The 25,019-nt window shown below is 54.4% G+C and carries 28 protein-coding genes and 1 tRNA gene; 9 read left to right on the top strand and 20 right to left on the bottom strand.

The window, feature by feature from the left end; all coding sequences use genetic code 11:
* Positions 1–108 precede the first annotated feature (108 nt).
* Together sbcD and TLL_RS10020 are read right to left on the bottom strand one after the other, a co-directional pair.
* On the bottom strand, positions 109–1,404 hold the full coding sequence (sbcD, locus tag TLL_RS10025) for an exonuclease subunit SbcD (protein WP_011057812.1): 1,296 nt from the start codon (positions 1,402–1,404) through the stop codon (positions 109–111).
* Positions 1,404–3,038 carry an alpha-D-glucose phosphate-specific phosphoglucomutase gene (locus TLL_RS10020; protein ID WP_011057811.1) on the bottom strand — a complete coding sequence of 545 codons (1,635 nt, stop codon included), beginning with the start codon at positions 3,036–3,038 and terminating at the stop codon, positions 1,404–1,406. Before TLL_RS10020 ends, sbcD begins: the two co-directional genes overlap by 1 nt.
* Before the next feature lie 756 nt (positions 3,039–3,794).
* Here TLL_RS10020 and TLL_RS10015 point away from each other — a divergent pair.
* The 3 genes from TLL_RS10015 to TLL_RS10005 all read left to right on the top strand — a co-directional run bounded on the left by TLL_RS10015 (position 3,795) and on the right by TLL_RS10005 (position 6,530).
* Positions 3,795–3,867, top strand: a tRNA-Phe gene (locus TLL_RS10015).
* Between the two features lie 11 nt (positions 3,868–3,878).
* A complete protein-coding gene (locus TLL_RS10010) occupies positions 3,879–4,817 on the top strand; it encodes a cobalamin-binding protein (RefSeq protein WP_011057810.1) in 939 nt (312 codons plus the stop codon).
* A 123-nt stretch (positions 4,818–4,940) separates the two neighbouring features.
* Positions 4,941–6,530 carry a glycoside hydrolase family 57 protein gene (locus tag TLL_RS10005; RefSeq protein ID WP_011057809.1) on the top strand — a complete coding sequence of 530 codons (1,590 nt, stop codon included), beginning with the start codon at positions 4,941–4,943 and terminating at the stop codon, positions 6,528–6,530.
* 12 nt (positions 6,531–6,542) lie between these two features.
* Here TLL_RS10005 and ffh read toward each other — a convergent pair whose 3' ends face one another.
* Positions 6,543–7,952, bottom strand: coding sequence for a signal recognition particle protein (ffh, locus tag TLL_RS10000; RefSeq protein ID WP_011057808.1), 1,410 nt, complete (start codon positions 7,950–7,952; stop codon positions 6,543–6,545).
* A gap of 266 nt (positions 7,953–8,218) precedes the next feature.
* On the opposite strand from ffh, the gene TLL_RS09995 reads away from it, so the two are divergent.
* The 5 genes from TLL_RS09995 to TLL_RS09975 all read left to right on the top strand — a co-directional run bounded on the left by TLL_RS09995 (position 8,219) and on the right by TLL_RS09975 (position 11,985).
* Entirely contained in the window at positions 8,219–8,446 is a 228-nt protein-coding gene (locus TLL_RS09995) for a hypothetical protein (RefSeq protein WP_011057807.1), read from the top strand.
* Between the two features lie 25 nt (positions 8,447–8,471).
* The gene (locus tag TLL_RS09990; protein ID WP_011057806.1) at positions 8,472–9,908 is read left to right on the top strand and encodes a circularly permuted type 2 ATP-grasp protein; all 1,437 of its coding nucleotides are present in this window, start codon (positions 8,472–8,474) and stop codon (positions 9,906–9,908) included.
* 129 nt (positions 9,909–10,037) lie between these two features.
* Entirely contained in the window at positions 10,038–10,508 is a 471-nt protein-coding gene (locus TLL_RS09985; RefSeq protein WP_011057805.1) for a CAAD domain-containing protein, read from the top strand.
* Between the two features lie 8 nt (positions 10,509–10,516).
* Positions 10,517–11,209, top strand: a complete 693-nt coding sequence (locus TLL_RS09980) for a type 1 glutamine amidotransferase (RefSeq protein ID WP_011057804.1) — start codon at positions 10,517–10,519, stop codon at positions 11,207–11,209.
* On the top strand, positions 11,209–11,985 hold the full coding sequence (locus TLL_RS09975; RefSeq protein WP_164921210.1) for a TrmH family RNA methyltransferase: 777 nt from the start codon (positions 11,209–11,211) through the stop codon (positions 11,983–11,985). Before TLL_RS09980 ends, TLL_RS09975 begins: the two co-directional genes overlap by 1 nt.
* On the opposite strand, the gene psbZ is transcribed toward TLL_RS09975, so the two are convergent.
* The 11 genes from psbZ to TLL_RS09920 form a co-directional block, all read right to left on the bottom strand.
* On the bottom strand, positions 11,982–12,170 hold the full coding sequence (psbZ, locus tag TLL_RS09970; protein WP_011057802.1) for a photosystem II reaction center protein PsbZ: 189 nt from the start codon (positions 12,168–12,170) through the stop codon (positions 11,982–11,984). The two genes, TLL_RS09975 and psbZ, sit on opposite strands and share 4 nt — an antisense overlap.
* 116 nt (positions 12,171–12,286) lie before the next feature.
* Positions 12,287–13,141 (bottom strand): M23 family metallopeptidase, encoded by an 855-nt coding sequence (locus tag TLL_RS09965; RefSeq protein ID WP_011057801.1) that lies wholly within the window; start codon positions 13,139–13,141, stop codon positions 12,287–12,289.
* Between the two features lie 132 nt (positions 13,142–13,273).
* The gene (locus TLL_RS09960; RefSeq protein WP_011057800.1) at positions 13,274–14,029 is read right to left on the bottom strand and encodes a phycobilisome rod-core linker polypeptide; all 756 of its coding nucleotides are present in this window, start codon (positions 14,027–14,029) and stop codon (positions 13,274–13,276) included.
* Between the two features lie 33 nt (positions 14,030–14,062).
* Complete coding sequence (locus TLL_RS09955; RefSeq protein WP_011057799.1) at positions 14,063–14,803, bottom strand: phycobilisome rod-core linker polypeptide; 741 nt, start codon at positions 14,801–14,803, stop codon at positions 14,063–14,065.
* A gap of 3 nt (positions 14,804–14,806) precedes the next feature.
* Positions 14,807–15,640 (bottom strand): phycobilisome rod-core linker polypeptide, encoded by an 834-nt coding sequence (locus tag TLL_RS09950; RefSeq protein WP_011057798.1) that lies wholly within the window; start codon positions 15,638–15,640, stop codon positions 14,807–14,809.
* A 15-nt stretch (positions 15,641–15,655) separates the two neighbouring features.
* Positions 15,656–16,297 carry a HEAT repeat domain-containing protein gene (locus TLL_RS09945; protein ID WP_011057797.1) on the bottom strand — a complete coding sequence of 214 codons (642 nt, stop codon included), beginning with the start codon at positions 16,295–16,297 and terminating at the stop codon, positions 15,656–15,658.
* On the bottom strand, positions 16,294–17,124 hold the full coding sequence (locus TLL_RS09940) for a HEAT repeat domain-containing protein (RefSeq protein WP_011057796.1): 831 nt from the start codon (positions 17,122–17,124) through the stop codon (positions 16,294–16,296). The genes TLL_RS09945 and TLL_RS09940 overlap by 4 nt, the downstream gene beginning before the upstream one ends.
* Positions 17,125–17,131: 7 nt before the next feature.
* Positions 17,132–17,368: a phycobilisome linker polypeptide gene (locus TLL_RS13080; protein ID WP_011057795.1), complete on the bottom strand. Its 237-nt coding sequence runs from the start codon at positions 17,366–17,368 to the stop codon at positions 17,132–17,134.
* Between the two features lie 39 nt (positions 17,369–17,407).
* Complete coding sequence (locus TLL_RS09930) at positions 17,408–18,271, bottom strand: phycobilisome linker polypeptide (protein ID WP_011057794.1); 864 nt, start codon at positions 18,269–18,271, stop codon at positions 17,408–17,410.
* Between the two features lie 113 nt (positions 18,272–18,384).
* Positions 18,385–18,873 (bottom strand): phycocyanin subunit alpha, encoded by a 489-nt coding sequence (gene cpcA / locus TLL_RS09925; protein ID WP_011057793.1) that lies wholly within the window; start codon positions 18,871–18,873, stop codon positions 18,385–18,387.
* 68 nt (positions 18,874–18,941) lie between these two features.
* Positions 18,942–19,460, bottom strand: coding sequence for a phycocyanin subunit beta (locus TLL_RS09920; RefSeq protein ID WP_011057792.1), 519 nt, complete (start codon positions 19,458–19,460; stop codon positions 18,942–18,944).
* Positions 19,461–19,902: 442 nt separating this feature from the next.
* On the opposite strand from TLL_RS09920, the gene TLL_RS09915 reads away from it, so the two are divergent.
* Positions 19,903–20,610, top strand: a complete 708-nt coding sequence (locus TLL_RS09915; RefSeq protein WP_011057791.1) for a uracil-DNA glycosylase — start codon at positions 19,903–19,905, stop codon at positions 20,608–20,610.
* Here TLL_RS09915 and TLL_RS09910 read toward each other — a convergent pair.
* The 6 genes from TLL_RS09910 to TLL_RS09885 form a co-directional block, all read right to left on the bottom strand.
* Positions 20,607–20,972, bottom strand: a complete 366-nt coding sequence (locus TLL_RS09910) for a PadR family transcriptional regulator (RefSeq protein ID WP_011057790.1) — start codon at positions 20,970–20,972, stop codon at positions 20,607–20,609. The two genes, TLL_RS09915 and TLL_RS09910, sit on opposite strands and share 4 nt — an antisense overlap.
* 420 nt (positions 20,973–21,392) lie before the next feature.
* Positions 21,393–21,953, bottom strand: coding sequence for a 2'-5' RNA ligase family protein (locus tag TLL_RS09905; RefSeq protein WP_164920958.1), 561 nt, complete (start codon positions 21,951–21,953; stop codon positions 21,393–21,395).
* Entirely contained in the window at positions 21,953–22,609 is a 657-nt protein-coding gene (locus TLL_RS09900) for a class I SAM-dependent methyltransferase (protein WP_011057788.1), read from the bottom strand. Before TLL_RS09900 ends, TLL_RS09905 begins: the two co-directional genes overlap by 1 nt.
* Before the next feature lie 3 nt (positions 22,610–22,612).
* Positions 22,613–23,203 carry a DUF3177 family protein gene (locus TLL_RS09895; RefSeq protein WP_011057787.1) on the bottom strand — a complete coding sequence of 197 codons (591 nt, stop codon included), beginning with the start codon at positions 23,201–23,203 and terminating at the stop codon, positions 22,613–22,615.
* Between the two features lie 63 nt (positions 23,204–23,266).
* The gene (locus TLL_RS09890) at positions 23,267–24,616 is read right to left on the bottom strand and encodes a gluconeogenesis factor YvcK family protein (protein ID WP_164920957.1); all 1,350 of its coding nucleotides are present in this window, start codon (positions 24,614–24,616) and stop codon (positions 23,267–23,269) included.
* Complete coding sequence (locus TLL_RS09885) at positions 24,600–25,010, bottom strand: hypothetical protein (protein WP_011057785.1); 411 nt, start codon at positions 25,008–25,010, stop codon at positions 24,600–24,602. The genes TLL_RS09890 and TLL_RS09885 overlap by 17 nt, the downstream gene beginning before the upstream one ends.
* Between the last annotated feature and the right edge of the window lie 9 nt (positions 25,011–25,019).

Genomic DNA, 25,019 nt, shown 5'->3' with positions numbered 1-25,019 from the left:
AGTTTGCCCCGTCTCCCGAGTACTCTTCTGCCGTCGGATGCCAAGCCATTGGAAAGGTTGCTAAAGCTGAGGGGAGCCCTTAGGGGTTGACTTTAGCCTAGGAGTCCCCTAGGAGAGCAATTTCAGTTGCTGAATCACAGGTTCGGGCGATCGCGGTCTCTGGGGCGTGTCTTGACTCTCCTGTTCAGGATTGCCCTCAAGGGTTTGGAGGGCCGCTAGCAGATCCTGCCGCAGGGGTTCAAGATCAGGGCGATGATCTAGATACAGTTGCAGCGCATGGCTGGGGTCAAGGCATTGTTCGAGGGCAACTTCTGGCAGGCGGGCAATGGGCTCACTATTGGCCAGTTGGGGCAGGAGGCTGACGCTATGGGCGCTTTCAAGAGCCTTTTGCAATTCATGGAGGTTAATTAGGGGAATTTGATCGGGGCGCAGTTGATAGATGACCCGCACCACAGCTTCGGTGATGTCCACGCTGGCGATCGCTGCCAACAGGGCAGCTTGGGGATCGAGTTCCACCGCGGTCAAGTCGACACGAATTGTGCGGAAGGGGCGGGTGGGTAGGGGACAAAACTGAAATGCTGTTTTCCCTTTAACGAGGTTCACTAAGACATAGCCCTTTTCTTCCCCCTCTTCGCCAAAATCCACCCGCTCAATACTGCCGGGATAGACCACCGGTGGATCGTGACATAGGACTTGATGGCGATGAACATGACCAAGGGCAACGTAATCAAAACAGGGGCGTGCCAAGAAACTCAGGGGAATTGTAAAGCCTTTGCCCGCACTCAAATAGCGTTCAGAGCCGTACTGGGCGGTGTCCACCATGGCATGGGCAAGTAAGACGGTAGGTAAGGCAGGATCGAGTTGGCGAATTTCCCCCTCAAGGGCAAGGCGGAGCCGCTCTAGGAGCAGTTGATGCACCTCCGCAAGGGAAAGGCCACTGGTTTCCGGTCGCGTGAGGAGTGTCGATCGCGTTAACCAAGGGAGGGTTATGACTTGAACACTGCCCTGGCGAGTTTCAATGCGATGGGTGGCCAAGCGATCGCCAACAATAAAGCCGGGCACCCCCAGGGTGCGATAGAGACTGAGGCTGGCGCCCCCCTGTCCTTGGGCGTGTTGATCGTGGTTGCCCACCAGCAAAACCGTGGGAATGCGGGCATCCGCCAAGCGGCGAAATTGGCTGGCAAAGGCTTCATGGACGAGGGGGGGTGGCGTCGCATCCGGAAAGGCATCACCCCCAAAAAGCACCAAATCAACGGGTTCCCTGAGAGCACGGTCAATACAGGTGGCCAAAGCAGTAATAAAATCCTCAAGGCGCGTATTCAAGCCCGTGGCAGGGTTGATGTGGCCATGACTGAGGCCACTGCCAAGGTGGATATCAGACACATGGAGAATTTTCATGGCCATCAGGTGATGACTGTGGGGCGATCGCGACCCGTTAAGCTTTGAATATTCGCCACGTCATTGGCCAGTTGAATCAAATCGGCGAGTGCCACTTGGGCATCGAGGTGTTGCTGGGAAGGATGGGGTTCAAAGCGCTCCAAATAGACCCGCAGCGTTGCCCCCTGGGTTCCTGTTCCTGACAGGCGATAGACAATGCGGCTGCCATCTTCAAAAATGAGCCGAATGCCTTGGTTTTGGCTGACGCTGTGATCCACTGGATCGCTGTAGCTAAAGTTATCAGCAGTGGCCACTGTGTAGGCACCCAAGGTCTGACCCACTAAGCTGGGAAGTTTTTGCTCTAGTTGGCTCATCAGCGTGTGGGCGCGATCGCCCTCAATGCCCTCATAGTCATGGCGCGAATAGTAGTTGCGGCCATAGGTGCGCCAGTGGTCTTTGACAATTTCAGCCACGGGAGTTTGGCGGACGGCCAAGATATTCAACCAAAAGAGCACAGCCCAGAGGCCATCTTTTTCGCGTACGTGGTTGGAGCCAGTGCCAAAACTCTCCTCACCGCAGAGGGTCACTTTACCGGCATCGAGGAGGTTACCAAAGAACTTCCAGCCCGTGGGGGTTTCGTAACAGTCAATGCCAAGTTTGGCAGCAACGCGATCGGCCGCTTGGCTGGTGGGCATCGAACGGGCAATCCCCGCTAATCCATCCCTGTAGCCGGGGACCAGTTGGGCGTTGGCCGCCAGAATAGCTAGGCTATCACTGGGGGTTACAAAACAGTTTGCCCCCAAAATCATGTTGCGATCGCCATCGCCATCGGAGGCAGCCCCAAAATCCGGCGGCTGCTCACCAAACAGTTGCTGCACCAAGTCATGGGCATAAACCAAATTGGGGTCGGGATGACCACCACCAAAGTCCGGTAGGGGCACACCATTTTGAACCGTGCCTGGGGGTGCTCCCAAGCACTTTTCCAGAATTTGCTGGGCGTAGGGTCCTGTAACTGCGTGCATCGCATCAAAGACAAGCCGCAACTTGCCTGTACGAATCACCTCGGCAATGCGGTCAAAGTCAAAAAGGGTCTCCAGGAGCGCTTGATAATCCGCCACAGGATCAATGACTTCAACAATCATTTCACCCAAGGGAAACTCCCCAAGGGTGTGCAGATTCACATCGGGTGCGGTGTAGATGCTGTAGTGGGTGAGGGCAAGGCTGCGCTCATAGATCGCATTAGTGACTTTTTCGGGAGCAGGCCCCCCATTGGCAATGTTGAACTTAACGCCAAAATCCCCCTGGGGCCCTGCGGGGTTGTGACTGGCTGAGAGAATAATGCCCCCCACTGCCCCATACTTGCGGATCACGCAGGAGGCGGCTGGGGTTGAAAGAATGCCATTTTGCCCCACCTTAACCCGTGCAAAGCCCTTGGCTGCCGCCATTTTGAGGATGACTTGAATAGCTTCGGCATTGAAGTAGCGACCATCACCCCCAAGGACAAGGGTCTGCCCCTGCGGTGCCTCAATGGTGTCAAAAATTGCTTGAATAAAGTTCTCCAGGTAGTGGGGCTGCTGAAAAACAGGTACTGGCTTACGTAAGCCAGAGGTACCGGGTTTTTGATCCTTGAAGGGAGTGGTGGCAATAACTTGAATACCCATTAGGAGACTCCACAAGGGGACTGTCACTATAAGGGCAGCTTAGTCGGCTCGAGAATTGTGGTCAAGCCCCAGAGGCAGGCACCAACAAGGAGCGGGATAGTCATCCTCCTCCCCTACCCTCAAACCTTTGCCTTGCCGCCCCCCTACAAGGGTGTCCTGAGGGAGGAGATTCGGGCTTAGCCACAATCAACCCAAAGCGTTTAGGCACATGGTTTTTGTGAATCTGAGCAGCATCCTCCTCAAGTCGCAGCGCCGCTCCCTAGGCGCTGCTTGTCCTGAAACCGAATACAGATGAGGTTAGTTGCCCTTGAGGCTCACTCCCTGAATCCTCCGCTGGCCAATCTGCCTTTGCATCCCCACGGCACCAACCCCCGTGTCGGTCTAAAATCTCCAGCAGGTGGGGAAGGGAGGAAATTGCATTGGACTTTTCAGCCTTTTTTACCGGAGGGGGCACCCAGTGCTGCTCCCAAGTACTGACCAGGGGAATCCGCCTGCCTCGTAGGAGTGCCCCACAATAACTCCTCTATGTTGACCCACGTCCTTGCACCCCAGAGGACAGCACAGATGATTCAGACCAATAATGTCAAGGCGTGGATGCTCTAACAGATGTTCGGCACAGGGGTCTTCTGGGGTGTTGCAGCGATCCAGCAGACGGGTAGACAGTTCAGGCGAGGTAGGGTGGCATTCCCAGAAATGATGCCCTAAGAGACTTGTCATGGCACCTAGACGCTTGCTACAATCATAAAGCACTTTCAAGCCGGGATAGCTCAGTTGGTAGAGCAGAGGACTGAAAATCCTCGTGTCGCCAGTTCAATTCTGGCTCCTGGCATTAGCCCTAAGATGCGCCTTGTTTCACTCCTGCCCAGTGCCACAGAAATAATTGCTGCCCTAGGATTGCTGCCCTTTCTTGTGGGTCGCAGCCATGAGTGTGACTATCCGCCCGAAGTCAAGGCATTGCCTGTCTGTACCCGGGCTAGGTTAAATGCCCAACAGTCGAGTTTAGCCATTGATCGAGTGGTTCAGGAGCTGTTGCGAGCGGCCTTGGGCATCTATGACTTAGAACTGGCGACTCTGCAAGCGCTAAAACCCACCCACATTATTACCCAAGATCAATGCGATGTGTGTGCGGTTACCTTGCCAGATGTCCAGCGGGCGATCGCCGACCTTCTGGAGCCGCCACCGCAGTTAATTTCTCTCCAACCCCATTGCCTTGAGGATATCTGGGAAGATATCCGACGGGTGGGTCTGACCCTTGGGGTTGCTCCAGACCCCCTGCTGACTGTCCTCAAAGAGAGGATGCGCGCCTGTCAACGCCGGGTGAGCGATCGCCCCCGCCGCCAGGTGGTAGCCATTGAATGGATTGATCCCCCCATGGCCAGTGGCAACTGGATCCCAGAATTAATTGCACTGGCGGGCGGTGAAAATATGCTGGGTACCGCCGGAAAGCATTCCCCCTACATTGAGTGGTCAACCCTGCTGGCGATCGACCCCGAAGTGATCCTTGTCATGCCCTGTGGTTTTGACCTGGAACGCACCCGGCAAGAGCTTGACCAAGCATTGCAAACCTACCCCCAGTGGCAGCAATTGCGTGCCCTGCAAACCGGTCAATTGTACATTCTAGATGGCAATGCCTATTTCAACCGTCCGGGTCCTCGCCTAGTGGATTCCCTAGAAATTCTGGTTGAGATTCTCCACCCCTGTCCAGAACCGAAATTCCACGGCGTGGGTTGGCGGCCCTACGTCGGACCCTCCATGGCAAAAATGTCAGACGAAGGATAAATCTGAAGAAAAGATAAAAATGACCCGTTGCAGATTGGGCTATTTCGCCTAAGATGGGGGAAACTCAACTGATCTCATTGATCCCCTGCCGTTGTCCCCAATACATCAATAGGGAAACTTCCTATGGCAATTGGTTATTTAGCCCTGGTTTTGCATGCTCACCTCCCCTTCGTTCGCCACCCCGAGAGTGACTACGTTTTAGAAGAAGAGTGGCTCTTTGAGGCGATTACCGAAACCTATGTGCCCCTCATCCAAATGTTTGAGGGGCTAAAGCGTGACGGCGTCGACTTCAAAATCACCATGAGTATGACGCCGCCATTAATTTCAATGCTGCGGGATCCGCTGTTGCAGGAACGCTACGATCAGCACTTGGCAAAACTAGAGGAACTGGCGGAACTAGAGGTAGAGCACAATACCTACAATGGCCATATCCGCTATCTAGCCGAGCACTACGCCCAAGAATTCAACCGCGTCCGGCAGACATGGGAAAACTACGATCGCGACCTCGTCAAGGCCTTTAAGCAGTTTCAAGACACCAATAACCTGGAAATCATTACCTGTGGTGCCACCCACGGCTACCTGCCCCTCATGAAAATGTATCCCCAAGCGGTGTGGGCACAACTACAGGTGGCCTGTGAGCACTATGAGCAAACCTTTGGGCGTCCACCCAAGGGCATCTGGCTGCCAGAGTGCGCCTACTACGAAGGCCTAGAGCGAATGCTAGCCGATGCGGGTTTGCGCTATTTCATTACCGATGGCCACGGTATTCTCTATGCTCGTCCCCGCCCTCGCTTTGGCACCTATGCGCCCGTTTTTACCGAAACTGGGGTGGCTGCCTTTGGCCGTGATCACGAATCCTCCCAGCAGGTGTGGTCATCGGAAGTGGGCTATCCCGGGGCACCGGAATACCGTGAGTTTTACAAGGACTTGGGTTGGGAAGCGGACTACGAATACATCAAGCCCTATATCATGCCCAATGGCCAACGCAAAAATACCGGAATTAAGTACCACAAAATTACGGGGCGTGGCCTTGGTCTAGGGGATAAGCAACTCTATGACCCCTACTGGGCACGGGAAAAAGCTGCCGAACACGCTGCCAATTTCATGTTTAACCGCGAAAACCAAATTCGCTACCTCCACCACCTGATGCAGCGTCCGCCGATTGTCGTCTCTCCCTACGATGCTGAACTCTATGGCCACTGGTGGTATGAAGGGCCTTGGTTCCTTGACTTTCTCTTCCGCAAGGTCTGGTTTGACCAAGACACCTTTGCCATGACCCACTTGGCAGACTATCTGCGCGCCCATCCCACCCAGCAGGTGTGCCGTCCTTCCCAGTCCAGTTGGGGGTACAAGGGCTTTCATGAATATTGGCTGAATGACACCAATGCTTGGATTTACCCTCACCTCCATAAGGCTGCTGAACGGATGATCGAACTGGCCAAGGGGGAGCCGTGGGATGAGCTGAGTTGGCGCGCCCTCAACCAAGCGGCACGGGAATTGCTCCTTGCCCAATCCTCAGACTGGGCCTTTATTATGCGGACGGGAACAATGGTGCCCTATGCGGTTCGCCGCACCCGTAGCCACCTGATGCGCTTCCACAAGCTCTACGATGACATCAAGTCACAAAAAATTGATGCCGGCTGGCTGGAAAAGGTGGAAGCCATTGACAATATCTTCCCCCACATTAACTATCGGGTCTATCGCCCCCTGTAGCCAGGGCAGTCCTTAGAGAACGCCAAAGCCTTTGCGTTTCTTTTGCTTCTTGGGCTTTTTGGCAGTCTGAGGATGTCCCCGCCGACCCATGGCGTTCATACCCGGCATACCCATTCCCGGAAAGCCCCCTTGACCCATCTGCTGCATCAGCGATCGCATCCGTTGGAAATCGCTGACCAACTTTGTCACATCGGCCACTTGATAACCGGAACCTTTGGCCACCCGCTCACGGCGACTGGGGGAACTGGCAAGAAGTTCAGGATTGCGGCGCTCTTCGCGGGTCATGGAGTTAATCATTGCTTCTGCCCGTTTGAGTTGCTGTTCCCCCTGCTGGAGTTGCTCCGTTGAAATTTTATTCATGCCGGGGATGAGCTTGATAATTCCCGCAAGGGAACCCATATTTTTTAGCAGGCGCAGTTGCTTGAGGAAGTCATCAAAGTCAAACTGGGCTTCAAGGATTTTGCGGGACATTTTTTCGGCGTCAGCCAAGTCCACTTCCTCTTGGGCTTTTTCCACAAGGGTGAGGACATCCCCCATCCCCAAGATGCGGGAAGCCAAGCGATCGGGATAGAACGGCTGGAGAGCTTCGACTTTTTCACCCACGCCAATAAACTTAATCGGCTGTCCAGAGACCTGACGCACCGAGAGAGCTGCGCCGCCCCGGGTATCGCCATCTAGCTTGGTGAGAATGGCCCCCGTAATCCCCACCTGCTCATGGAAAGCACGGGTGAGGTTGGCTGCCTCTTGCCCGGTCATGGCATCCACCACCAAGAGGGTTTCGTGGGGTTGTACCCCTTCCTTAATGGCCGCCAGTTCTGCCATCATCTCGGCATCAATTTGTAGGCGCCCCGCTGTGTCAATAATCACGGTATCCACACCGAGTTCCTTGGCTTTGGCCACCCCTTGGCGAGCAATTTCCACAGGGCTAACCTCTGTACCCATTTCAAACACGGGCACACCAATTTGTTTGCCAAGGGTCATCAACTGGTCAATGGCGGCGGGACGATAGACATCGGTAGCCACCAAGAGCGTACTGCGGCCTTCTTTGCGCAGGTGCAGAGCTAACTTTGCGGTGGCGGTCGTTTTCCCCGTTCCCTGTAAACCCGCCATGAGAATGATCGTGGGCGGTGGTTCCACGTGAGCAAGGGGACTGTGGGATTCCCCCATGACCTCCACCAGGGCATCGTAAACAATTTTGATAAATTGCTGATCGGGGCGAACCCCGGCAATGACCTCGGCACCGATCGCCCGCTGACGGACGTTTTCAATAAAGTCTTTGGCGACCTGTAGATTGACATCGGCCTCTAATAGGGCGCGGCGCACCTCCCTAAGAGCTTCTTGGATATTGTTTTCCGTAATTTTGTCTTGACCCCGTAGGGTTTTCCAAGCAGATTCAAGGCGTTCGGCAAGGGCGTCAAACATGGATTACAGCTCAAGGGGCGACAATCATTCTATTGAGTCTTAGAGTATCTATCCTAGCAAACCGTCTTCCCCATACCGTCTTTGCTTCCGATTGCAGCAAGGGGCTGTGAACTGCAATTTGTAGCAAAGTTAGCAGTTGCCGTCAATCGTATCCGCTAGGCTTTCACGATAACACGATAAAATGAAAGGACTAGGGTTGGAGTCTTTTTTCGGCAAGGTTCTATAAAGACTCTCTATTGAAGGCTCTAATCCATGGGAGGTGTCCGATGCTGGTGATCCTCACCCAAAATCAGATTTTGCCGTCACAGTCTGTGTGTCCATCCTGCTTGTTTGCGGATCGCCAAGGTCAACCCCGCTGGCAGGGGGGGCAGCTCCGTTGTGGGGCGCCCTTAGGGAGTACCGCTGCCGTGGGATGCCAACACTTTCGTTGTCAAATGGGGTTTCATCTAGTGGCGGTTTCTGATTTGCCCACGCCTCTAGAGCAAGACCCTTGAGGGAAATGGCTACAAAGGAATATCAATGCAAGAATTTGACAGCTACGATCCGGGAGACTTTTACGACGAGTGGTTTCTGGCTAAGGAACAGCCACGACCCTTTATTGAACCCCTCCTACAACGGGTGCGATCGCTGCCAGCGGGACAGCTCCAACAGCGCCAAAAAACAGCCCAACAGGTCATGTTTAATATTGGCGCCACCTTCACCGTCTATGGTGCTGCTGAGGGCACCGAGCGGATCATGCCCTTTGATATTCTGCCGCGGGTCATTCCAGCCCAAGAGTGGCAAGCCCTTGAACGGGGTCTAAAGCAGCGAATTGTAGCACTCAATACATTTATTGCTGATGTCTATGGCGATCAAAAAATTATTGAGGATGGGGTCATTCCCCGGGAGTTGATTGAGTCAGCCAAGGGCTATTTGCGTCCCTGCCATGACCTGAAGCCCCCGGGGGGGATTTGGTGCCATATTACGGGTACCGATTTAGTGCGCGATCGCGATGGCACATTCTATGTCCTAGAGGATAACTTACGCTGTCCTTCGGGGATTTCCTATGTGCTGGAAAACTGGCGAGTGATGAAAAGCACGTTTCCCCTTCTTTTCAAAGAACTGCACATTCAACCTGTGGACGAGTACCCCAGCCATCTACTGGAAACCCTGTTGAACCTTGCGTCCCCCGGCCTACCGGATGCGACAGTGGTGGTACTGACGCCAGGAATCTACAACTCCGCTTATTTTGAGCATTCTTTCCTTGCGCAGCAAATGGGGGTAACGCTCGTGGAAGGGCGGGATCTGGTAGTCGCCGATGGTTACCTTCAAATGCGCACAACCAAGGGGCTTGAGCGGGTGGATGTGGTCTATCGCCGCATTGATGATGACTTTATTGATCCGGCGGTATTTCGTCCGGATTCGCTGCTAGGGGTCAGGGGGCTGATGGAGGTTTATCGCCAAGGGCGGGTCGCGATCGCCAATGCCCTCGGCACAGGGGTGGCCGATGACAAAGTAATTTATGCCTATGTGCCGCAAATGATTCGCTATTACCTCGGTGAGGAGCCCCTACTGCCCAATGTACCCACCTACCTGTGCTGGGAACCGCAACAGTTGGATCATGTGCTTAAGAACCTCGATTCCCTCGTGGTGAAATCTGCCAACGAGTCCGGCGGCTATGGCATGCTCATTGGTTGTCAAGCCACGGCTGAACAGCGGGCAGAATTTGCAGAACGCATCAAAGCCAATCCCCGCAACTACATTGCTCAGCCCACCCTGTCCCTGTCGCGCGTACCCACCCTTCTGGGGGATGAAATTGTTGGCTGCCATGTGGACTTACGCCCTTATATTCTGTACGGCAAGCAAATTTACGTCCATCCCGGTGGCCTGACGCGGGTGGCGATGAAGCGCGGCTCATTGGTGGTGAATTCATCCCAAGGGGGAGGGAGCAAGGATACTTGGGTGCTCAACCAGTAGCGCCCGCTTTTGCGAACAGGGGATGCTAGCGGTAAGGCACCGCCTATGTTAAACAATTATTAGCTATTGGCCAACGCTGATCGGCGAACTTAACCTAAACTTGCTGAGGTACTGAAGGAATTTAAGCGCATGAATGAATTTGAGACATCCCCAACCACAGAAACCACCCATACAGAAAAGCCTATTTTTGAACCAACGCCAGCCCCAGCACCCCTAGCGGAAGTCGAGCCTCAGTCAGCACCGCCGAAGGTGGGCGGTCTCACGGATGAGCAGTGGCAACGGGCTCGCGAAACACTCTATTGGCTCCTCACCGTCTTCCCCGATCAGGTCAGCACCTTTGTTGGTGAGTATCGGCAGCCTCTGCGCACGCTGCTAATCATGCTCGCCACTGTTCCTTTTGTGGCACTAGCAGTTGCCATTTTGGAAGTGGTGGATGCCATTCCCCTACTGGGACCGACCTGTGAACTCGTGGGCTTTGGCTACACCTGTTGGTTTCTCTATCGCTATGTCCTCTTTGAATCGGGTCGCCGTGAATTGGGTCAAAAGGTGAACGAGTATAAATCCCGTATCTTTGGCAATGAAGGCGGTCGTTCTTCTTAAGGGGATGCATGCGGCTCCACTACCTCCAACATGTGCCCTTTGAGACCCCCGCACATATTGCGCAGTGGGCAATTGCCCGTGGTTTTGATTGGCAAGGCAGTCATCTCTATGCGGGCGAGCCGCTACCCGCATTGACGGAGGTGGATGCTCTGATCGTCATGGGTGGCCCCATGGGGGTACACGATGAGGCGCTCTATCGGTGGTTAGGGGCTGAAAAAGCCTTTTTGCGGCAGGCGATCGCCAACGGGTTACCCATTTTAGGGATTTGCCTTGGTGCTCAACTGTTGGCAGAGGTTTTAGGGGCAACGGTTACCGCAGCCCCCATGAAGGAAATCGGCTGGTTTCCCATTGAACTCACAGCCGCCGCCCAAGCCCATCCTTGGTTTCAGGATTGGCCATCCCAACTGACGGTGCTCCATTGGCATGGGGATATGTTTAGCCTACCTCCAGGCGCGATTCCCCTTGCCAAAAGTGCCGCCTGTCCGCAGCAGGGATTCCTGTGGGGCGATCGCGTTGTTGGTTTTCAGTTTCACCTAGAAGTAACGCCTGCCAGTCTTGGGGAGTTGATTCACCACTGTCAGCACGAGCTGGTTCCCGATCGCTACATTCAATCGGCCACAGAAATTCAGGCTCAAGCGGCCCAAACAGCACTCTTGGCTCCCTATCTGGAACGTTTTCTTGAGCGCTGGATTCAGCAGTGATCATTACCAGTCGCCAGAATCAATTGGTGCGCTCCATTCGTAAGCTGCACCACCGCAAATATCGCCAAGGGCACTTGCTTTTAGAGGGGACGCATTTGATCCAAGAGGCCCTGGCAAGTGGTTATCACTTATCTGTGGTTTGCTATACCAGCGCTTGGCAAGCAAAACAATCGCCAACATTTTGGCAGCGGCTTCTCCACAGGAGCGATCGCGCCGTTGAAGTTAGCGAAGAGGTCCTCGCTGCCCTTTGTACAACAACCACCCCCGATGGCGTCGTCGCCGTTGCCGACTATACCCCCCTGCCGACCTTGCCACTCCAGTCTTTGGGCCTGTGTTTAGTGACACTTCAGGATCCGGGCAATTTGGGAACGATTATTCGCACCGCTGCCGCAGTGGGGGTTGAGGGTCTATTGCTGAGTGCCGATTGCGTCGACATGACCCATCCAAAAGTGTTGCGCGCTAGTGCCGGTCAATGGTTTCGCCTACCCATGCAAACGGTTACCGATGGTTTGGCAACCCTCAAGACCTATCAAGCCCAAGGATGGCAAATTGTTGTTACACGACCGACTGCGCCACTGATTTACTGGCAAGCGGATTTTTGTCAACCCACTTTGCTGGTCATGGGAAATGAAGGCCAAGGATTACCCCCGGCCTACCAGGATGCCAGCTTTACTGCACTGCGGATTCCTCAGGAGCCAAATGTTGAATCCCTCAATGTGGCGATCGCCACGGCGGTACTCTTGTATGAAGTCTATCGCCAACGCTGGCGGGACTAAACCACAAAAAAGTTGAGAACGCCCACCACCAGCACTAGGGCAATCCATAGCCCGGAGCCGAGGAAAATTAACTGCTTTGAGCGATCCCAATCCTGGGGAGAGGCATAGGCCACGGGCACACCAATCACCATCACAAAAGACAGGATGACGAGGGCAGCCAAGGCCAGTTGAAACAAAATGGTCATTGTTGCTAACTCCCAAATCTTATCAGCGGCAACGGTAGTCAGTGACTACCTCTGAAGTAGCATTATCCCCCATTTCTTGATCCTAAACTAGGCAGGGAGTTGAGTTCCTCTAACAACTACTGCCACCCCTGAGTCAGCCACGATCGCGGATCGACGCATTCGCCATTGACATAGAGTCCCCAGTGGAGATGGGGGCCTGTGGCAGCACCCGTATTGCCAACAGTGCCAATGACTTCCCCTGCCTCAACCATTTGTCCCTCTTGAACACGGATTTGATCAAGGTGCAGGTAAATCGTCAGCACCCCCTGCCCATGATCAATACCGACGGTGTTGCCATGGATCAAAAACCCTTGAGATTCTCGCCCCACAAGAGCAACCCGTCCCCGCTGAGCAGCCACGACCGCTGATCCCTTGGGGCCTGCATAGTCCAAACCGCGATGGAAATAGTCCTTGGCAAAAACGCCGTTGTAATACCGCCGCACACCGTAGGGGGTGGTTATAGGGCCGCTATTGGGGCGGCGAAAGGCACCTTGCCAGAGGCGTTGGGGGCTGACCAGTGCCTTAAAGGCATCCACGCGATCAAATTCAAAATCTGTTCCTGGGGAGTCCTTGCCCGCTGGTAGCCAAATGCGTTGCACAGGAAAGGCGCGATCGCCCACCCAAAGGAGCAGATTGCGGGTTTGATTGCCTGCCCGAACCACTAAGGAACGTTGGCCGGGTCTCTGGAGCGGTGTTGTTGCCACAAAAGCACGCCATTGTTGTGGGCCAATGGCGAACACCGGCAGGGCTTTGCCCGCGACTTCGACCGCAGGTTCTTCGGCAGCGTTGATCACAATAGCCAGCGTATCTCCTAAAACGGGGCGATCCGGACTGACGCTGACTGTAAGTGGAGTCGTCACTTGATGACTGGCGGGCACAACGGTGGCAGTGACAATGGCACTTACCAGCCACGGGAGAAGGTGATGGCCCATCGTTAAGGATAACTGACCTCCATGCTAGACACCCATAGATTGGCTTTCAAAAGGAAAACCATGGAAAAAGCCGCCAGTAGGACGACCGACGGCTAGACCGCTAGAGGACATTTGGAAAATGATCAATGCACTTTAACGGCGGCGGGGCACTTTAGCAAGGTAGTCAATATCAGCGGCACGCAACTGTTGGGCATAGCGAGTTTTGGGCGCGATCGCTGCTGCCAAATCGCGGTATTTGCGGGGGTCGCCCTCCGGTAGCCGCCGCTCCTGGAACTTGCGATCGTAGAATTTCTCCAGCGTAAACCGCCAATCTGTCTTGGTGGTGCCCACCTTGTCGCGATATTCAAAACCATAGCGCGGTGTCACAAGGTTAAAGGGACGTCCCTCCATCCGCTTGCGCTGGTAGGGCACCGTAAAGTCACCAAAGGCATTGGTGTATTCCTCACTGTCGAGTAGGGCATCGACAAAGCCATAGAAGCCAAGGGTGCCGATTTTAATTGACCAAGCAATTTTTTCCTCTTCGTTGTAGGCACTGCGCCCCAAGAACCGCCGCAGGCAAACATCCACCAAGCGGTAGTTGTCGTTTACGGCCACCACCGTATTGTAGAAGCGCTCTGATTTGGCCAGACCGCGAATAAAGTCCCGCACTGTAATCACTCGGTTCACTAATTGGGATTCCAAAGTGATTTGACGGTTAAAAGCCAAGGTGGCATGCTCACTAAACACCTGCCGATAGCAGGCCCAGATCACCTCACGGATTTCCGAGTAGGAGGCCGCATCCTCAAGACGATAGATATAGGGGGTATCTTCGTTTTGATCGGCAATGCCAAAGCTAGCGACGCGGTGGTTTTGAGTCGTGGGCTTGTAGGCGAGTAGAGGTAAGTCCATGGATCTCTCCCAAGTCAAAGAGTGAAACAATAGCTAGCGCAGCGGAAAGCTCGCCGTTGGGTTGATCGAGGCCGGTACAGTCGGGCGATCGCGCCGCGTGGTATCGGGGATTTGCACATTGGCCGTGGAGACCGGCTTGAATTGCACGGGCGTCACCTTGACCGATCGTGCCATCTCCAGGAAGTTGCGGATGTCGCCCCACTTGTAGCGACTGTTCTCTAACTTATCGCGCCAGTAGTCACTATAGCGAGGAGTAACCAGATTAAAGGGGCGATCTTTGTAGCGACGACGCTGATAGGGCACGGTGTTATCGCCAAAGTTTTGTGTGTATTCATCACTGTCCACAAGGGTATCCACAAATTTCTGCCAACCATCGGTGGCAATGCGAATAGACCACGCCAGTTCTTCCTGTTTGTTGTAGGGAGCGCGCCCAAGGAGCCGCTTCAGAGCAATTTCCACCAAGCGATAGTTGGAGTTCGTCTCCACCACCAAGCGGCGGAATGTCTCTGACTTGGCCAAGCCGCGAATAAAATCCCGTACCGAAATGGCGCGATTGGCCAATTGTGATTCTAAATGGGGCTGGCGGGTACTCTTGAGGACCACGTGTTCACTAAATACTTGGCGATAGGCCGCCCAAATCAGTTCATCAATATCCGACTGATCCACTGCATCCTCAAGGGAGTAGCGCCAAGGGGTTTCTTCATTGGGCACTTCATAGCCCGCTACCCGCTGATTTTGGGAACTGGGGGCATAGCTCAGCAAGGGAATCGTCATGGCTTACACCTTTGGTTGAGAGGGCAAATAACGGTAGGGCAAGGCAACAGGCACCGGTTTGACAGGGGTGGGCGGCAGATCCCGTTCTTGGGCAGTATTGGGAACCTTCACCAAACTTGAGGTTGCCCGTGCCACATGGCGTTGAGTATCGAGGGTGGGCACCACAATTGAGCGCGCCATAGAAAGGAAGTTAGCTGGAATTGCGCCTCGGACAATTTGCTTGTCGAGGGGCCCTGAGGCGTAGTAGCGCGCCTGATAGTAAGAACGGCCACTCAGGGAGATTTCCTTGTTGCGCCAGTAGTCGCTGTAGCGGGGATTAACGAGGTTAAAAGGACGGGCCATGCGCCGCCGCCGTTGGTAGGGGACAATATCGGCACCAAAGTTTTGCTGGTACTCGTCACTGTCCACTAGGGCATCAATAAACCCTTCTAGGCCGCGGGTCGCAAGGATAATCGACCAAGCAATTTGCTCCTGCTGGCCATAGGTGGGGCGGCCAAGGAATCGCTTGAAGGAAATATCCACAAGGCGGTAATTGGAGTTGACGGCTGCCACTTGCTCGCGATAGACCTCCGACTTACCCAAGCCACGGATAAAATCCCGTACGGAAATGGCCCGATTGCGGAGTTGAGATTCTAGGAAGGGCTGACGGTAGGAGGCCAAAATTAAGTGCTCGCTAAAAATCTGGCGATAGGCTGCCCAAATCAGGGCATCCACGGCTGCGGCATCGGTGGCATCGGTGAGGCGGTAGATGACGGGATCATCCTCGGCGGGGACTTCATAACTGACCACCCGCTGGTCAAGGGTTCTAGGCTTCACAGCCAGCAAGGGTAACGACATAACTTTCCAATCCTTTTAGGTGTGCATGGACAGAGAGTCCCTCTGGAGGGCAAGTTGACAACGGGAACGCACAACAATATCGGGGTCGCGATCGCTCAAATGATTCAGGAGTGAACGCACAGCTTCCCGAATCCCACGGGCCGCCGCCTGCTGATGCAGATAATCAAGGGCAACGCCCACGGCATAGCGAACCGCCCAATCCGCTGCTTTACTGTTGCGCTGGAGAACCGCCAGGGCTTCCTTTAACTGGGCCTCTCTTACTGTCTCCTCAGGGATTAACTGCCAGCGGAGCGTTCCCAAGGCCTTTGTGGCGGCGCGGCGAACACTGGGGGCAAAATCCGACTGCGCAGCAGCCAATAGGACCTGCAGGGCAGCGGGATGACCAATACTCCCCAAAACCCGCACCCCATAGGCACGGGCACCGTAGTTATACCCATCCAACTGGGCCAACAGCGGCTCTACTACAGCATCCCCAAGAGCAATCAAGCCTTCCACAGCAGCTTGGGCAGCGGCGGGGTTGTTGTAGCCCAAAACGGCAATCAGCGTTGGAATGGCAGCGGTGCTGTTTTGCTGGGCCAGTTGAATCACAGCCTCCCGCAACGCTGAGGCAGAGCTGGCGGTCTCAACGGCATGGATATAGGCACCGAGATCACTCACAGCAGTTGATCCAATCCTTGAAAGAGGGAGAGGGTCTGTTCGGCTGGGGCAGCCTGCCGCAGTTGCTGTCCTAGGATGCCGTGGAGGGCAATGAGCTTGAAGCTGGCCTCCACACCCGCCTGCAAAATAGCTTCCGCTGCCGGCAGATACCCCATCGCTCCCAAATCCAGAAGTGCTGTCCGCCGCAGTTGCACATCTTCGCTGTTGAGGGCAGCTAGGAGGCGATCGCCATACACTGCGTCCCCCGTCAGCTGAAAGAGTGCCCGCGCAGCGGCAAATTGTACTCGCGGCATTTCATGGGCTAAGAAGGGCTCAATGAGGGCAATGGCTTCGGTGGCGCCAAGGTGACCTAGGCTTTCAATGACGGCTTCCACTGGTTGCACCAGATGCGGGCGACCGGGGACAAGCCGCGCCATTGCCACACCGCCTTCTAGGAGCGATTGTAGGGGAGCGATCGCCCGCGGATCTCCCAATTGACCAAGGGCAATGGCTGCCGCCTCCCGGACATAAAAATCCTCACAGCGCAAGCACTCAATCAACGCCGGCACCGCTTGGCGATCGCCGAGCTTACCCAATGCACGGGCTGCATTTCGCCGTAGGGGGTAGCCCCCCAATTCTGTGCGATCAGCTTCATCGGCCAAAGCCGCAATCAAAGCGCTGACAATCGCCTGCCGCTCCGCTGCCGTTGCTGTTTCTAGGCCAAACTTCCCCAGCCACCACGCCGCATAGTAGCGGAGACTGGTATCCGTCCCCTGAAGCTGCGCCAGCATTTGGGGAACCGTAAGCTGTACCGGTTCAGAGACCGCCGTCATTCCCTCTCCTGACATCAACTACCTAGGAGGCAACCACTGGAGTAATAGAAACGATTTTGCCCCCCATGCGGGTAATGCGCTGCATTTCCTCATTCATGCGGTTATAGGGCACCGTAATAAAGGTGCTGCCGCTGCGCCGAATTGGAAACTCCATTCTGTCGGTTTCTTCGTTTTGACGCAGACCCACAACCTCGTAGCGGAAAACGCGCGCGCCGGAGGGGCTAAGGGCAGCACTTCCAGACGCAGTTTGACCAAACATGACACCTGACTCCCAATCTCAAAAGGACGCTAAGTATTCCTAGGCAGGATTGACACTGATAATGCGAGCCCCCGTCCGCTGCAGCTGCTGCATTTTCGCTGACAGTTGCTCATAGGGCACCAAGAAGGCAGTACTACTGCGGCGCACCCCCGGATAGCCCGGCTGGCGAATCCCCGCCACTTCAATGCGATAGACGCGGCCACTTTCACCAAAGGAACCACCTAAGCAAGCCCGTGGCGGGACATCGGCACTGGGGGTGTAGTAGGCAAAGGCCGTATCACTATTGGAAGGTGGCACCACCGTATTGGCACGGTTGGTGGCCAAGTCCCGCGCTAAACGGGACATGCTGCCTTCCGCTTGGGCGCGATCGCTATTGGCATAGCCGCGATAGAGGCGGAAGATGCGGTTAAAGCCGACGGTTTTCTGACCCGGCTGGGTATTAAACCCGCGATAGTAGGGCACCACCCAATCCCCAAAGCTATTAGTATATTCAGGGGAATCAATGTAGGAGTCGATGTCGGCATCAAAACCCTCATTTTCGTAGAGATCCAAGTGGAAGATCACTTCCGACTCGTCGTAGGGTGCCCGCCCCAACAAATGTTTATAGTTCAGTTCAATGACACGGGTTTGAAAGTTGCCGTAGAGAAACTTCTCTTTGTATAGTTCCGACTTGGCCACTGCGCGCACAAACTCCCGCACGGTAATTTTGCCATTGCGCAACAGTGACTCCGCACTCACCAAACGCTCCGATGCCATGACATAGTCATTGCCCAAGACCTGGCGGTAAACGGCACGGATGACAGTCTCCAGATCTTCCTCGCTCCAGTTGGCACGCAGCTCCACCGGCGGAGCATCACTGAAGGCGGAGGTACCCAAGCGCGAAGCAGCAGCAGTAATAGCCACGGTACAAACTCCTAAATATCGAGGGTACAAACAAGCCCGGTGTTGTAAACAAAGGGTCAGCCCAACGCCGACAACATCTGCTTACCTCACCGGGCAACGAAGGGAAACGCCTATTAGCTGAGGGCGTTAATGGCGTAGTCGATGTAGGCGTTGGCTTCCACCGCAGCTTGACCGGTCAAGCCATGGTTGGCTTTGATGTATTTCAGAGCTTCGATATACCAGCTTGGCGATAGATCAAAGGTGCTGTTGATTTCGGACAAGCCGGCAATCAGGTACTCGTCCATCGGACCGGTGCCCCCCGCCACGAGGCAGTAGGTCACCATCCGCAGGTAGTAGCCGATGTCACGGGCGCACTTGGCTTTGCCTTCGGGGGTCGAGGCATACTGAGAGCCTTGCATGGTCGTGGTGTAGGGGAATTTTTGATACACCGCTTGGGCTGCGCCGTCAATCAAGCTCTGGGCGTTGTTGGTCAGGGCGCGAGCAGCTTCCATGCTGGCCACAGCGCGCTTGAAGCGACCATCCACCGCTTGCAGTTCGGTGTTGCTCAGGAAACGACCTTGGGTATCGGCGGCGGCAATAGCTTCAGTAATCGGCGTTTTCATGGATAAAGTATCTCCCTAAAAAATGTGCGTGTTCAGAACGGTCAAAGTTAAGGAATGTCTAAGGTGTCTTAGGCAACAGCGGCAGCGGCACGATCAAAGTAGCCGGCGATTTCGGACATCAGGGCGCTGCAATCGCCAGGGGTGATGCCATTGGGATCATTGGCGATCGCGATCGCGGCATCCTTCATCTTCTGAATGGCCACAGCCACAGAGGAGCCGGGGGTACCCAGGGCTTGGTAGGTTTCCCGCAGACCATTTAAGCAGCGATCATCGAGCACGCTGGAGTCACCGGCCAAAATGGCGTAGGTCACATAGCGCAAGATAATTTCCATGTCGCGCAGGCAGGCAGCCATACGACGGTTGGTGTAAGCATTCCCACCGGGTTGGATCAGTTGGGGTTGCTCTGCAAAGAGGGCACGAGCAGCGTTAGCAACGATCGTGGAGGCATTGCTGGTGATGCGGTTGACAGCATCCAGACGCTTGTTGCCTTCTTTCACCAAGTTGGACAGGGCATCGAACTGGGCGTTGGTGAGGAATTCACCCCGGGCATCGGCCTGAGCAACAACTTTGGCAAATGCATCTAGCATGGATCAATTCTCCTTAAAGGTTATTAAAGAAGTGAGACCTTCTTGACATTCCTACCCACAGAGATAAGGCAGGATTTTTAGGGAGGCTAATCAGCAACTCCCTAAAGGCTGTGCCAAGCAACCCGAGAGCGACCAAGCTGATCCTTGGTGTGTCTTTTAAGAAACGTGCAACGCTCTTGGCGTGCCGGAAAGGCCTAACGATTGCTGATGGCTTGTTCCGCAGAGGGGCCTGGGAAACAACAGCCGTGTTGTTAAACCCTTCAGGTATTTCTTATACAATGCGGTGGGAAACCTGTTTCGCCGTAGTTATTAATTTGTAAAATACTTTTGTGAGATAAATTAAGCTTCTAGCGATCGCCATAAAATTGGTCTAGTTTGTCCTAAGTTTTTCCTAATTTTTGTGAAGTTTCTTTAACATTGTTCTCAGGAAGTTACGATTTGTATGAGTGAGCCGTTGCAATTTAGCTTATTTGACAGCCCCACAGAAGCTGAACCTGCACCAGCGACGCCCCTGGATCCTGCCACCTACGATCAAATTCCGCTACGGGCTGAGGTGCCCATTCCCGCCGGCACCTACCGCAACTTGGAGGCCCTTGCGGTACATTGTCAGCAGTGTCAACGCTGTGGTTTAGCGGCCACCCGTACCCATGTGGTGGTCAGCCGCGGTAATCCTGCTGCCAAGCTGATGATTATTGGGGAAGGGCCAGGCCAAGCAGAGGATGAAAGTGGCCGCCCCTTTGTCGGTAAAGCGGGGCAACTCCTCGATAAAATCCTGGCTTCGGTCAATCTCGACAGCGAGCGGGATGCCTATATCTGCAACATTGTGAAGTGCCGTCCCCCTGGCAACCGTGTCCCAACACCCATTGAAGCAGCGGCCTGCATACCCTACTTATTAGAGCAGATTCGCTTGGTCAATCCCCGCATTATTCTGCTGGCGGGGGCAACGGCTGTGTCTGGATTGTTGAAAGATCATCGTGGAATTACAAAAATTCGTGGCCAGTGGATTGAATGGCAGGGACGCTGGTGTATGCCCATTTTTCATCCAGCCTATCTATTGCGCAATAACTCGCGGGAGCCGGGCAGCCCCAAATGGTTGACGTGGCAGGATATCCAAGCCGTGCGCGATCGCTTGCGCCAGCTCGACTCCTAAGATGATTCCTGACGGTGGGGATGTTCCTGCAAATAGCGCAGCCAAAGCGCCGAAAGTTCCCGCGCCTGTTGTTCCTTTTCGCCAACAATGTGGTACATTCGCCGAGGCCGCCCGCGACCTTCGACCTTTTTCCAATAGCCATCAATAATCCCCTCATCTTCTAGGAATTTGAGGGCGCTGTAGAGAACGGTATCGGATAGGCGGTAGAGGGGATATTCATTTTCAATGGCTTGAATCAGTGCTGTGCCATAGGAGTCCCCTTTTTCCACAAGGGTATAGAGCACATAACACACGGCAACTTCCTTACTTAGGTAAACGGGCGGTGGCTGTCGGAAAAAGGTGTAGATATCTTCCAGTTTCATAACCTTGTCCTCAGCAATGGGCTACTGCTGATGCGTTGACTTTGCAAAATTCCTCAGATCATAGAAGGGGCTGAATTCAACTCTGTTGTTCCCAAGGACAGGAAACACAAGTATCCCCCCCATATCAGCACTTTCCTCAGGTCCCATAGCATGAAAGTAACTAAACTAAGTAAGTATTTATCGCTACCAAGGTTCGAATATTGTCTGACAAGCCATTGTCTTACAACCCTTTTCTAAAATAGTTCTAAAATAGTAGGAGAAACAATCCTCTCCCCCATCGGCTTTCACGGTTTTGAGCGTGGGCCAACCTTGGGCCAAGGGCTCTACTTCTGATTTTAGGAAGTTTGAGAGAAAAGTGTTCCTTGCATCATAATTCTGTAGTTGGCAAAAATCAAGTCATTGGCCTGTTGCCAATTGATTTCAAGGGGCATCAGAGGCAAGATTTCTTAACAAAAATTCACGATAGACCTGCCAGCGTCGGCCATTGTGCACTAGCAGTGTGAGGTGGGATACCCAACAACGGGCAGCAAAGGGTTTCTTCTGAAATTCCGCCCAGGCGTGGCGAAAGTTCTCCTTGGTTAAATCGCGAAAGGCAATCGTCATGTGGGGGGTAAAGGGATGGCGTTGCGTAGGGGGAAGCTTTAGGGGCTTCACTACTGCTTTGATGAGCTGTGCTTGGAGGTCTTTTAGCGCTGGGGTGGGTGCCACGTGAATATAAATGACTCGCGGTGCAAAGGCAGCAAAGCCATCGAAGATTAATTCCACTGGAGCGGCTTGGCAGGAAAAGGTTTCTAGGGCTTGCTCCAGATCTGCGACTGCCGCATCCGGCCACCAAAAGGGGGGATAGAGGGTAACATGGGGGGGAGAGCGCAGTGCTGCTTGGGTTTGGTAGCGATCGCAACAATACTGCTTGAGGCAGGTCACGTCAGCCTGAATTTTAGCATTGGGCAACAAAGCCATAAAGTATTGCCGTTGGTTCATTAGCGCTGCGCCACGACCGTCCAATGGCGATCGGAGGTGAGGATGGCTTGCCACCGCTGCGGCGACTGCGGCAATGTTCTCAAGAGATGCCGCATTTCCCTTAGGGTCAGTGCCGCATGGAGGGAGTCAGCAAAAAGTTTTTGCTGTTGAGGGGTGTCTTGGCCAGCATATTGCTCAACCAAGGCTCGCAGTTCTGCCAGCGTTTGCGGACGACAGAGATCGCGAATAAATAGGGTGCCCTGGGGACGGAGCACCCGCAGCATTTCCCCTAGGGCAGGTTGAGGATCGGCGAGGTGGTGGACAAGGCTATTGCTGATGACCACATCAAAGCTGGCGGCGGCAAAGGGCAAAGTTTTGGCATCCCCTTCAATAAAGTTCAGTTGTGGACTGTGGTGGCGGGCGATCGCCAGCATGGCTGGACTGAGGTCAATCCCTGTCAGTTGCCAATGGGGGTAGCGTTGGTGCAGCAGTTGTAGAATTCGGCCGTTGCCCGTCCCCACATCCAAAACCTTGAGAGGTTGGTCAACTCTGGGTAAGACTGCGGCTAAATCGTCACAGAAGGCAGTATTAACGGCAGTAAAATCCATCGCATCATAGGCAGCGGCGGTTTCTGGCGTCTCCATGACCTCGGGTTCAAGAATGCGTGGCAGCGGCATAGGCTATAGCCCCGTGGCCGATCGCCCCTGCTTAGGTAAGCGCACAAACACAAAGTAGCTGAGATAGAGCATATAGATGATCAGGGCAACTGCCGCAAAGAAGCCAAGGGTACCAGCGCGGGCTTGGGCATGGAAAATCTCTTTGAACATCAGAGGGGGCTCGAGCCAGACTTGGCAGCTGGGAGTCTGAACGGCGCCAGCAACAAACCCACAGCGCAGATAAAAGGCCTGAGCAATGGCGGCAAGAACACAGTAGAGGGTTACCCCCCAGCGCCAGCTACTAAAGACCTGACCAATCAAATCTTGGCGATCGCTAATTTCTTCATTGAGATCCACCCAAAACCAGAGACTAATGGGAATCAACACCAAGGCCATCCATCCTGTGACGTAGGCCACTGGCCACTGTGGCATCATCAGATACACGGTAATTGCCAACAGACTAGAGACTCGCCAGTAGATAATCAGGAGTTGGGTAATGGCTGGCACGTTTTGAATCGTTGACCACAGCAGCAAGATCAAGGGAATAACCACGGTAAAGAGCACCGCAAGGCGGTAATCCATCCACACCAGCGATCGCAGCAGTTCCAAGGACATGGCAGGCCACAGACCCAAGGGCAACGGTTCTATTATTAGGGATCACCTTCCCAGGGCACAAGGCTAGAGCGATCGCACCCGCTGATACCAGCGCATCAGAATCGCCGCTAACTTTTGCGAATGATGGCGCACGGTGGGTGTGGATTCATCCATGACATCCGCAAGGATCAGCCGGCAGTTTTGGCGAGCGAGTTCTTCCCGATCAATGGCCACAACGGTACTGCCCTGCTGCCCATAGCGTTCAAGGTGAGCGGCACTGGGGGGATATTTTTGCACCAGCACGGCATCGAACAGGCGATCGCCCGTAACGGCGTCAAGAGCACGCACATGGTCACCAACGGTGTAGCCATCGGTTTCCCCCGGCTGCGTCATAATGTTGCAGACATACACACAGGGGCACTGGCGTTCTGCGAGGGCTTGGGCAATCTCAGGCACCAAGAGATTGGGAATGATACTGGTGTAGAGACTGCCGGGGCCAAGAATAATGTAGTCGGCGTCACGGAGGGCTTGAATGGCGCGGGGCAGGGCTTTGGGGGCTGGGGGCGAGCAGCCAATTTCGATAATTTTGCCTCGGGCAGCTGTGATGTTGGATTCTCCATGAACCAGGCGACCATCGGCAAGACGTGCCCAAAGGGTCATATCTGTTAGGGTGGCTGGCAACACTTGACCGCGAATGGCCAGGACGGCTGAACTGGTGGCGATCGCCCGCTCCAGATCCCCGGTGATATTGGTCATTGCCGTCAGAAACAAATTGCCAAAACTATGTCCCGCCAAGCCATCGCCCGCCTCAAAGCGGTACTGAAACAGTTCGGTAACAATTTTTTCCTCATCCGCCAAAGCCGCCAAGCAGTTGCGAATATCCCCCGGTGGCAGCACCCCGATTTCCCGGCGCAGGCGCCCGGATGAGCCACCATCATCGGCCATCGTCACAATGGCGGTGATATTGGAACTATAGAGCTTCAGTCCCCGCAGGAGGGTTGACAGCCCCGTCCCACCCCCAATGGCAACAATCTTCGGTCCTCGCCCCAGGCGCCGATAGGTGAGGAGTCGCTCCACCAGGGCTTTATCGTCTTCTGGCAACAGCACTTCTGTAATGGAACCCAGGGTGCGTGCATACCCCCAAGCAATCAGTGCCAACCCCCCAAGGAGCAGCAAAGGGCCACTGATGTAACTGGGTACAAAACGCGCCACACTCTGGAGGAACTGCTCCAGAAATTGCAAGAAGTAATAAATAGGGGTGAGATTGATGCTAATGGCAAAGCCGAGACTCGCAAGCAGAACCCCGACTGCACTAATGAGCAGCCATCGCTTTACCAGTAACCCTGGGAGCAGCCATTGGGACCACAGACGAATGTTCCGACGGGCCGGCCGTAGCTTTGCTGAGAGCTGTTGAGCCTTATTCGCTCTCCTCATCCGCACCAATACCCAGATAGGTTTTGCTCAGATAACGGGCGAGGCGCTGGAGCGGATTGGCTACTCTAGTTTTGTGGTCAGTGTGATCCCTGTTCACTGGAACACCTAAAATGCCTGAAAACTCCTCATCACTCATTTCCCCTGCTTGGTGCTGGGCAAAGGAATCAACCACCTGAATGAGCTCAGCGGTGGAAAATTCAAACCCATGCTGACTGGCAAAATCCACGACTTTCGGCGCCATTTCCCCCCGCAGCGCCGCCAGCTCCTCGGCATCTAGTTCAGCAGCCTCACTAATGTTGCCATCTCCGACCCCCAGCAGTTTTTCTAATTCATCCCGCAGTTGGGCGTCTTCAGCGGTCTTTTGCATGAACGCTAATACCTGTGCCGTGGCCATAGGCTTCCT

The sequence above is a fragment of the Thermosynechococcus vestitus BP-1 genome, from assembly GCF_000011345.1.
Taxonomy (GTDB): domain Bacteria; phylum Cyanobacteriota; class Cyanobacteriia; order Thermosynechococcales; family Thermosynechococcaceae; genus Thermosynechococcus; species Thermosynechococcus vestitus.
This window is presented reverse-complemented; position numbering and strand designations above follow the sequence as displayed.

What these genes read in the sequence shown, in the direction of transcription:
- TLL_RS10010 (WP_011057810.1), top strand. Translation starts at nt 3,879, where the DNA reads ATGCGCCTTGTTTCACTCCTGCCCAGTGCCACAGAAATAATTGCTGCC.
- TLL_RS09965 (WP_011057801.1), bottom strand. Translation starts at nt 13,141, where the DNA reads ATGGGCCATCACCTTCTCCCGTGGCTGGTAAGTGCCATTGTCACTGCC.
- TLL_RS09940 (WP_011057796.1), bottom strand. Translation starts at nt 17,124, where the DNA reads ATGTCAGGAGAGGGAATGACGGCGGTCTCTGAACCGGTACAGCTTACG.
- TLL_RS10020 (WP_011057811.1), bottom strand. Translation starts at nt 3,038, where the DNA reads ATGGGTATTCAAGTTATTGCCACCACTCCCTTCAAGGATCAAAAACCC.
- TLL_RS13080 (WP_011057795.1), bottom strand. Translation starts at nt 17,368, where the DNA reads ATGTTTGGTCAAACTGCGTCTGGAAGTGCTGCCCTTAGCCCCTCCGGC.
- TLL_RS09960 (WP_011057800.1), bottom strand. Translation starts at nt 14,029, where the DNA reads ATGGACTTACCTCTACTCGCCTACAAGCCCACGACTCAAAACCACCGC.
- cpcA (WP_011057793.1), bottom strand. Translation starts at nt 18,873, where the DNA reads ATGAAAACGCCGATTACTGAAGCTATTGCCGCCGCCGATACCCAAGGT.
- TLL_RS09920 (WP_011057792.1), bottom strand. Translation starts at nt 19,460, where the DNA reads ATGCTAGATGCATTTGCCAAAGTTGTTGCTCAGGCCGATGCCCGGGGT.
- TLL_RS09980 (WP_011057804.1), top strand. Translation starts at nt 10,517, where the DNA reads ATGCGGCTCCACTACCTCCAACATGTGCCCTTTGAGACCCCCGCACAT.
- TLL_RS09895 (WP_011057787.1), bottom strand. Translation starts at nt 23,203, where the DNA reads ATGTCCTTGGAACTGCTGCGATCGCTGGTGTGGATGGATTACCGCCTT.
- TLL_RS09955 (WP_011057799.1), bottom strand. Translation starts at nt 14,803, where the DNA reads ATGACGATTCCCTTGCTGAGCTATGCCCCCAGTTCCCAAAATCAGCGG.
- psbZ (WP_011057802.1), bottom strand. Translation starts at nt 12,170, where the DNA reads ATGACCATTTTGTTTCAACTGGCCTTGGCTGCCCTCGTCATCCTGTCT.
- TLL_RS09885 (WP_011057785.1), bottom strand. Translation starts at nt 25,010, where the DNA reads ATGGCCACGGCACAGGTATTAGCGTTCATGCAAAAGACCGCTGAAGAC.
- TLL_RS09950 (WP_011057798.1), bottom strand. Translation starts at nt 15,640, where the DNA reads ATGTCGTTACCCTTGCTGGCTGTGAAGCCTAGAACCCTTGACCAGCGG.
- TLL_RS09905 (WP_164920958.1), bottom strand. Translation starts at nt 21,953, where the DNA reads ATGAACCAACGGCAATACTTTATGGCTTTGTTGCCCAATGCTAAAATT.
- TLL_RS09910 (WP_011057790.1), bottom strand. Translation starts at nt 20,972, where the DNA reads ATGAAACTGGAAGATATCTACACCTTTTTCCGACAGCCACCGCCCGTT.
- TLL_RS09900 (WP_011057788.1), bottom strand. Translation starts at nt 22,609, where the DNA reads ATGCCGCTGCCACGCATTCTTGAACCCGAGGTCATGGAGACGCCAGAA.
- sbcD (WP_011057812.1), bottom strand. Translation starts at nt 1,404, where the DNA reads ATGGCCATGAAAATTCTCCATGTGTCTGATATCCACCTTGGCAGTGGC.
- ffh (WP_011057808.1), bottom strand. Translation starts at nt 7,952, where the DNA reads ATGTTTGACGCCCTTGCCGAACGCCTTGAATCTGCTTGGAAAACCCTA.
- TLL_RS09995 (WP_011057807.1), top strand. Translation starts at nt 8,219, where the DNA reads ATGCTGGTGATCCTCACCCAAAATCAGATTTTGCCGTCACAGTCTGTG.
- TLL_RS09990 (WP_011057806.1), top strand. Translation starts at nt 8,472, where the DNA reads ATGCAAGAATTTGACAGCTACGATCCGGGAGACTTTTACGACGAGTGG.
- TLL_RS10005 (WP_011057809.1), top strand. Translation starts at nt 4,941, where the DNA reads ATGGCAATTGGTTATTTAGCCCTGGTTTTGCATGCTCACCTCCCCTTC.
- TLL_RS09985 (WP_011057805.1), top strand. Translation starts at nt 10,038, where the DNA reads ATGAATGAATTTGAGACATCCCCAACCACAGAAACCACCCATACAGAA.
- TLL_RS09915 (WP_011057791.1), top strand. Translation starts at nt 19,903, where the DNA reads ATGAGTGAGCCGTTGCAATTTAGCTTATTTGACAGCCCCACAGAAGCT.
- TLL_RS09890 (WP_164920957.1), bottom strand. Translation starts at nt 24,616, where the DNA reads ATGAGGAGAGCGAATAAGGCTCAACAGCTCTCAGCAAAGCTACGGCCG.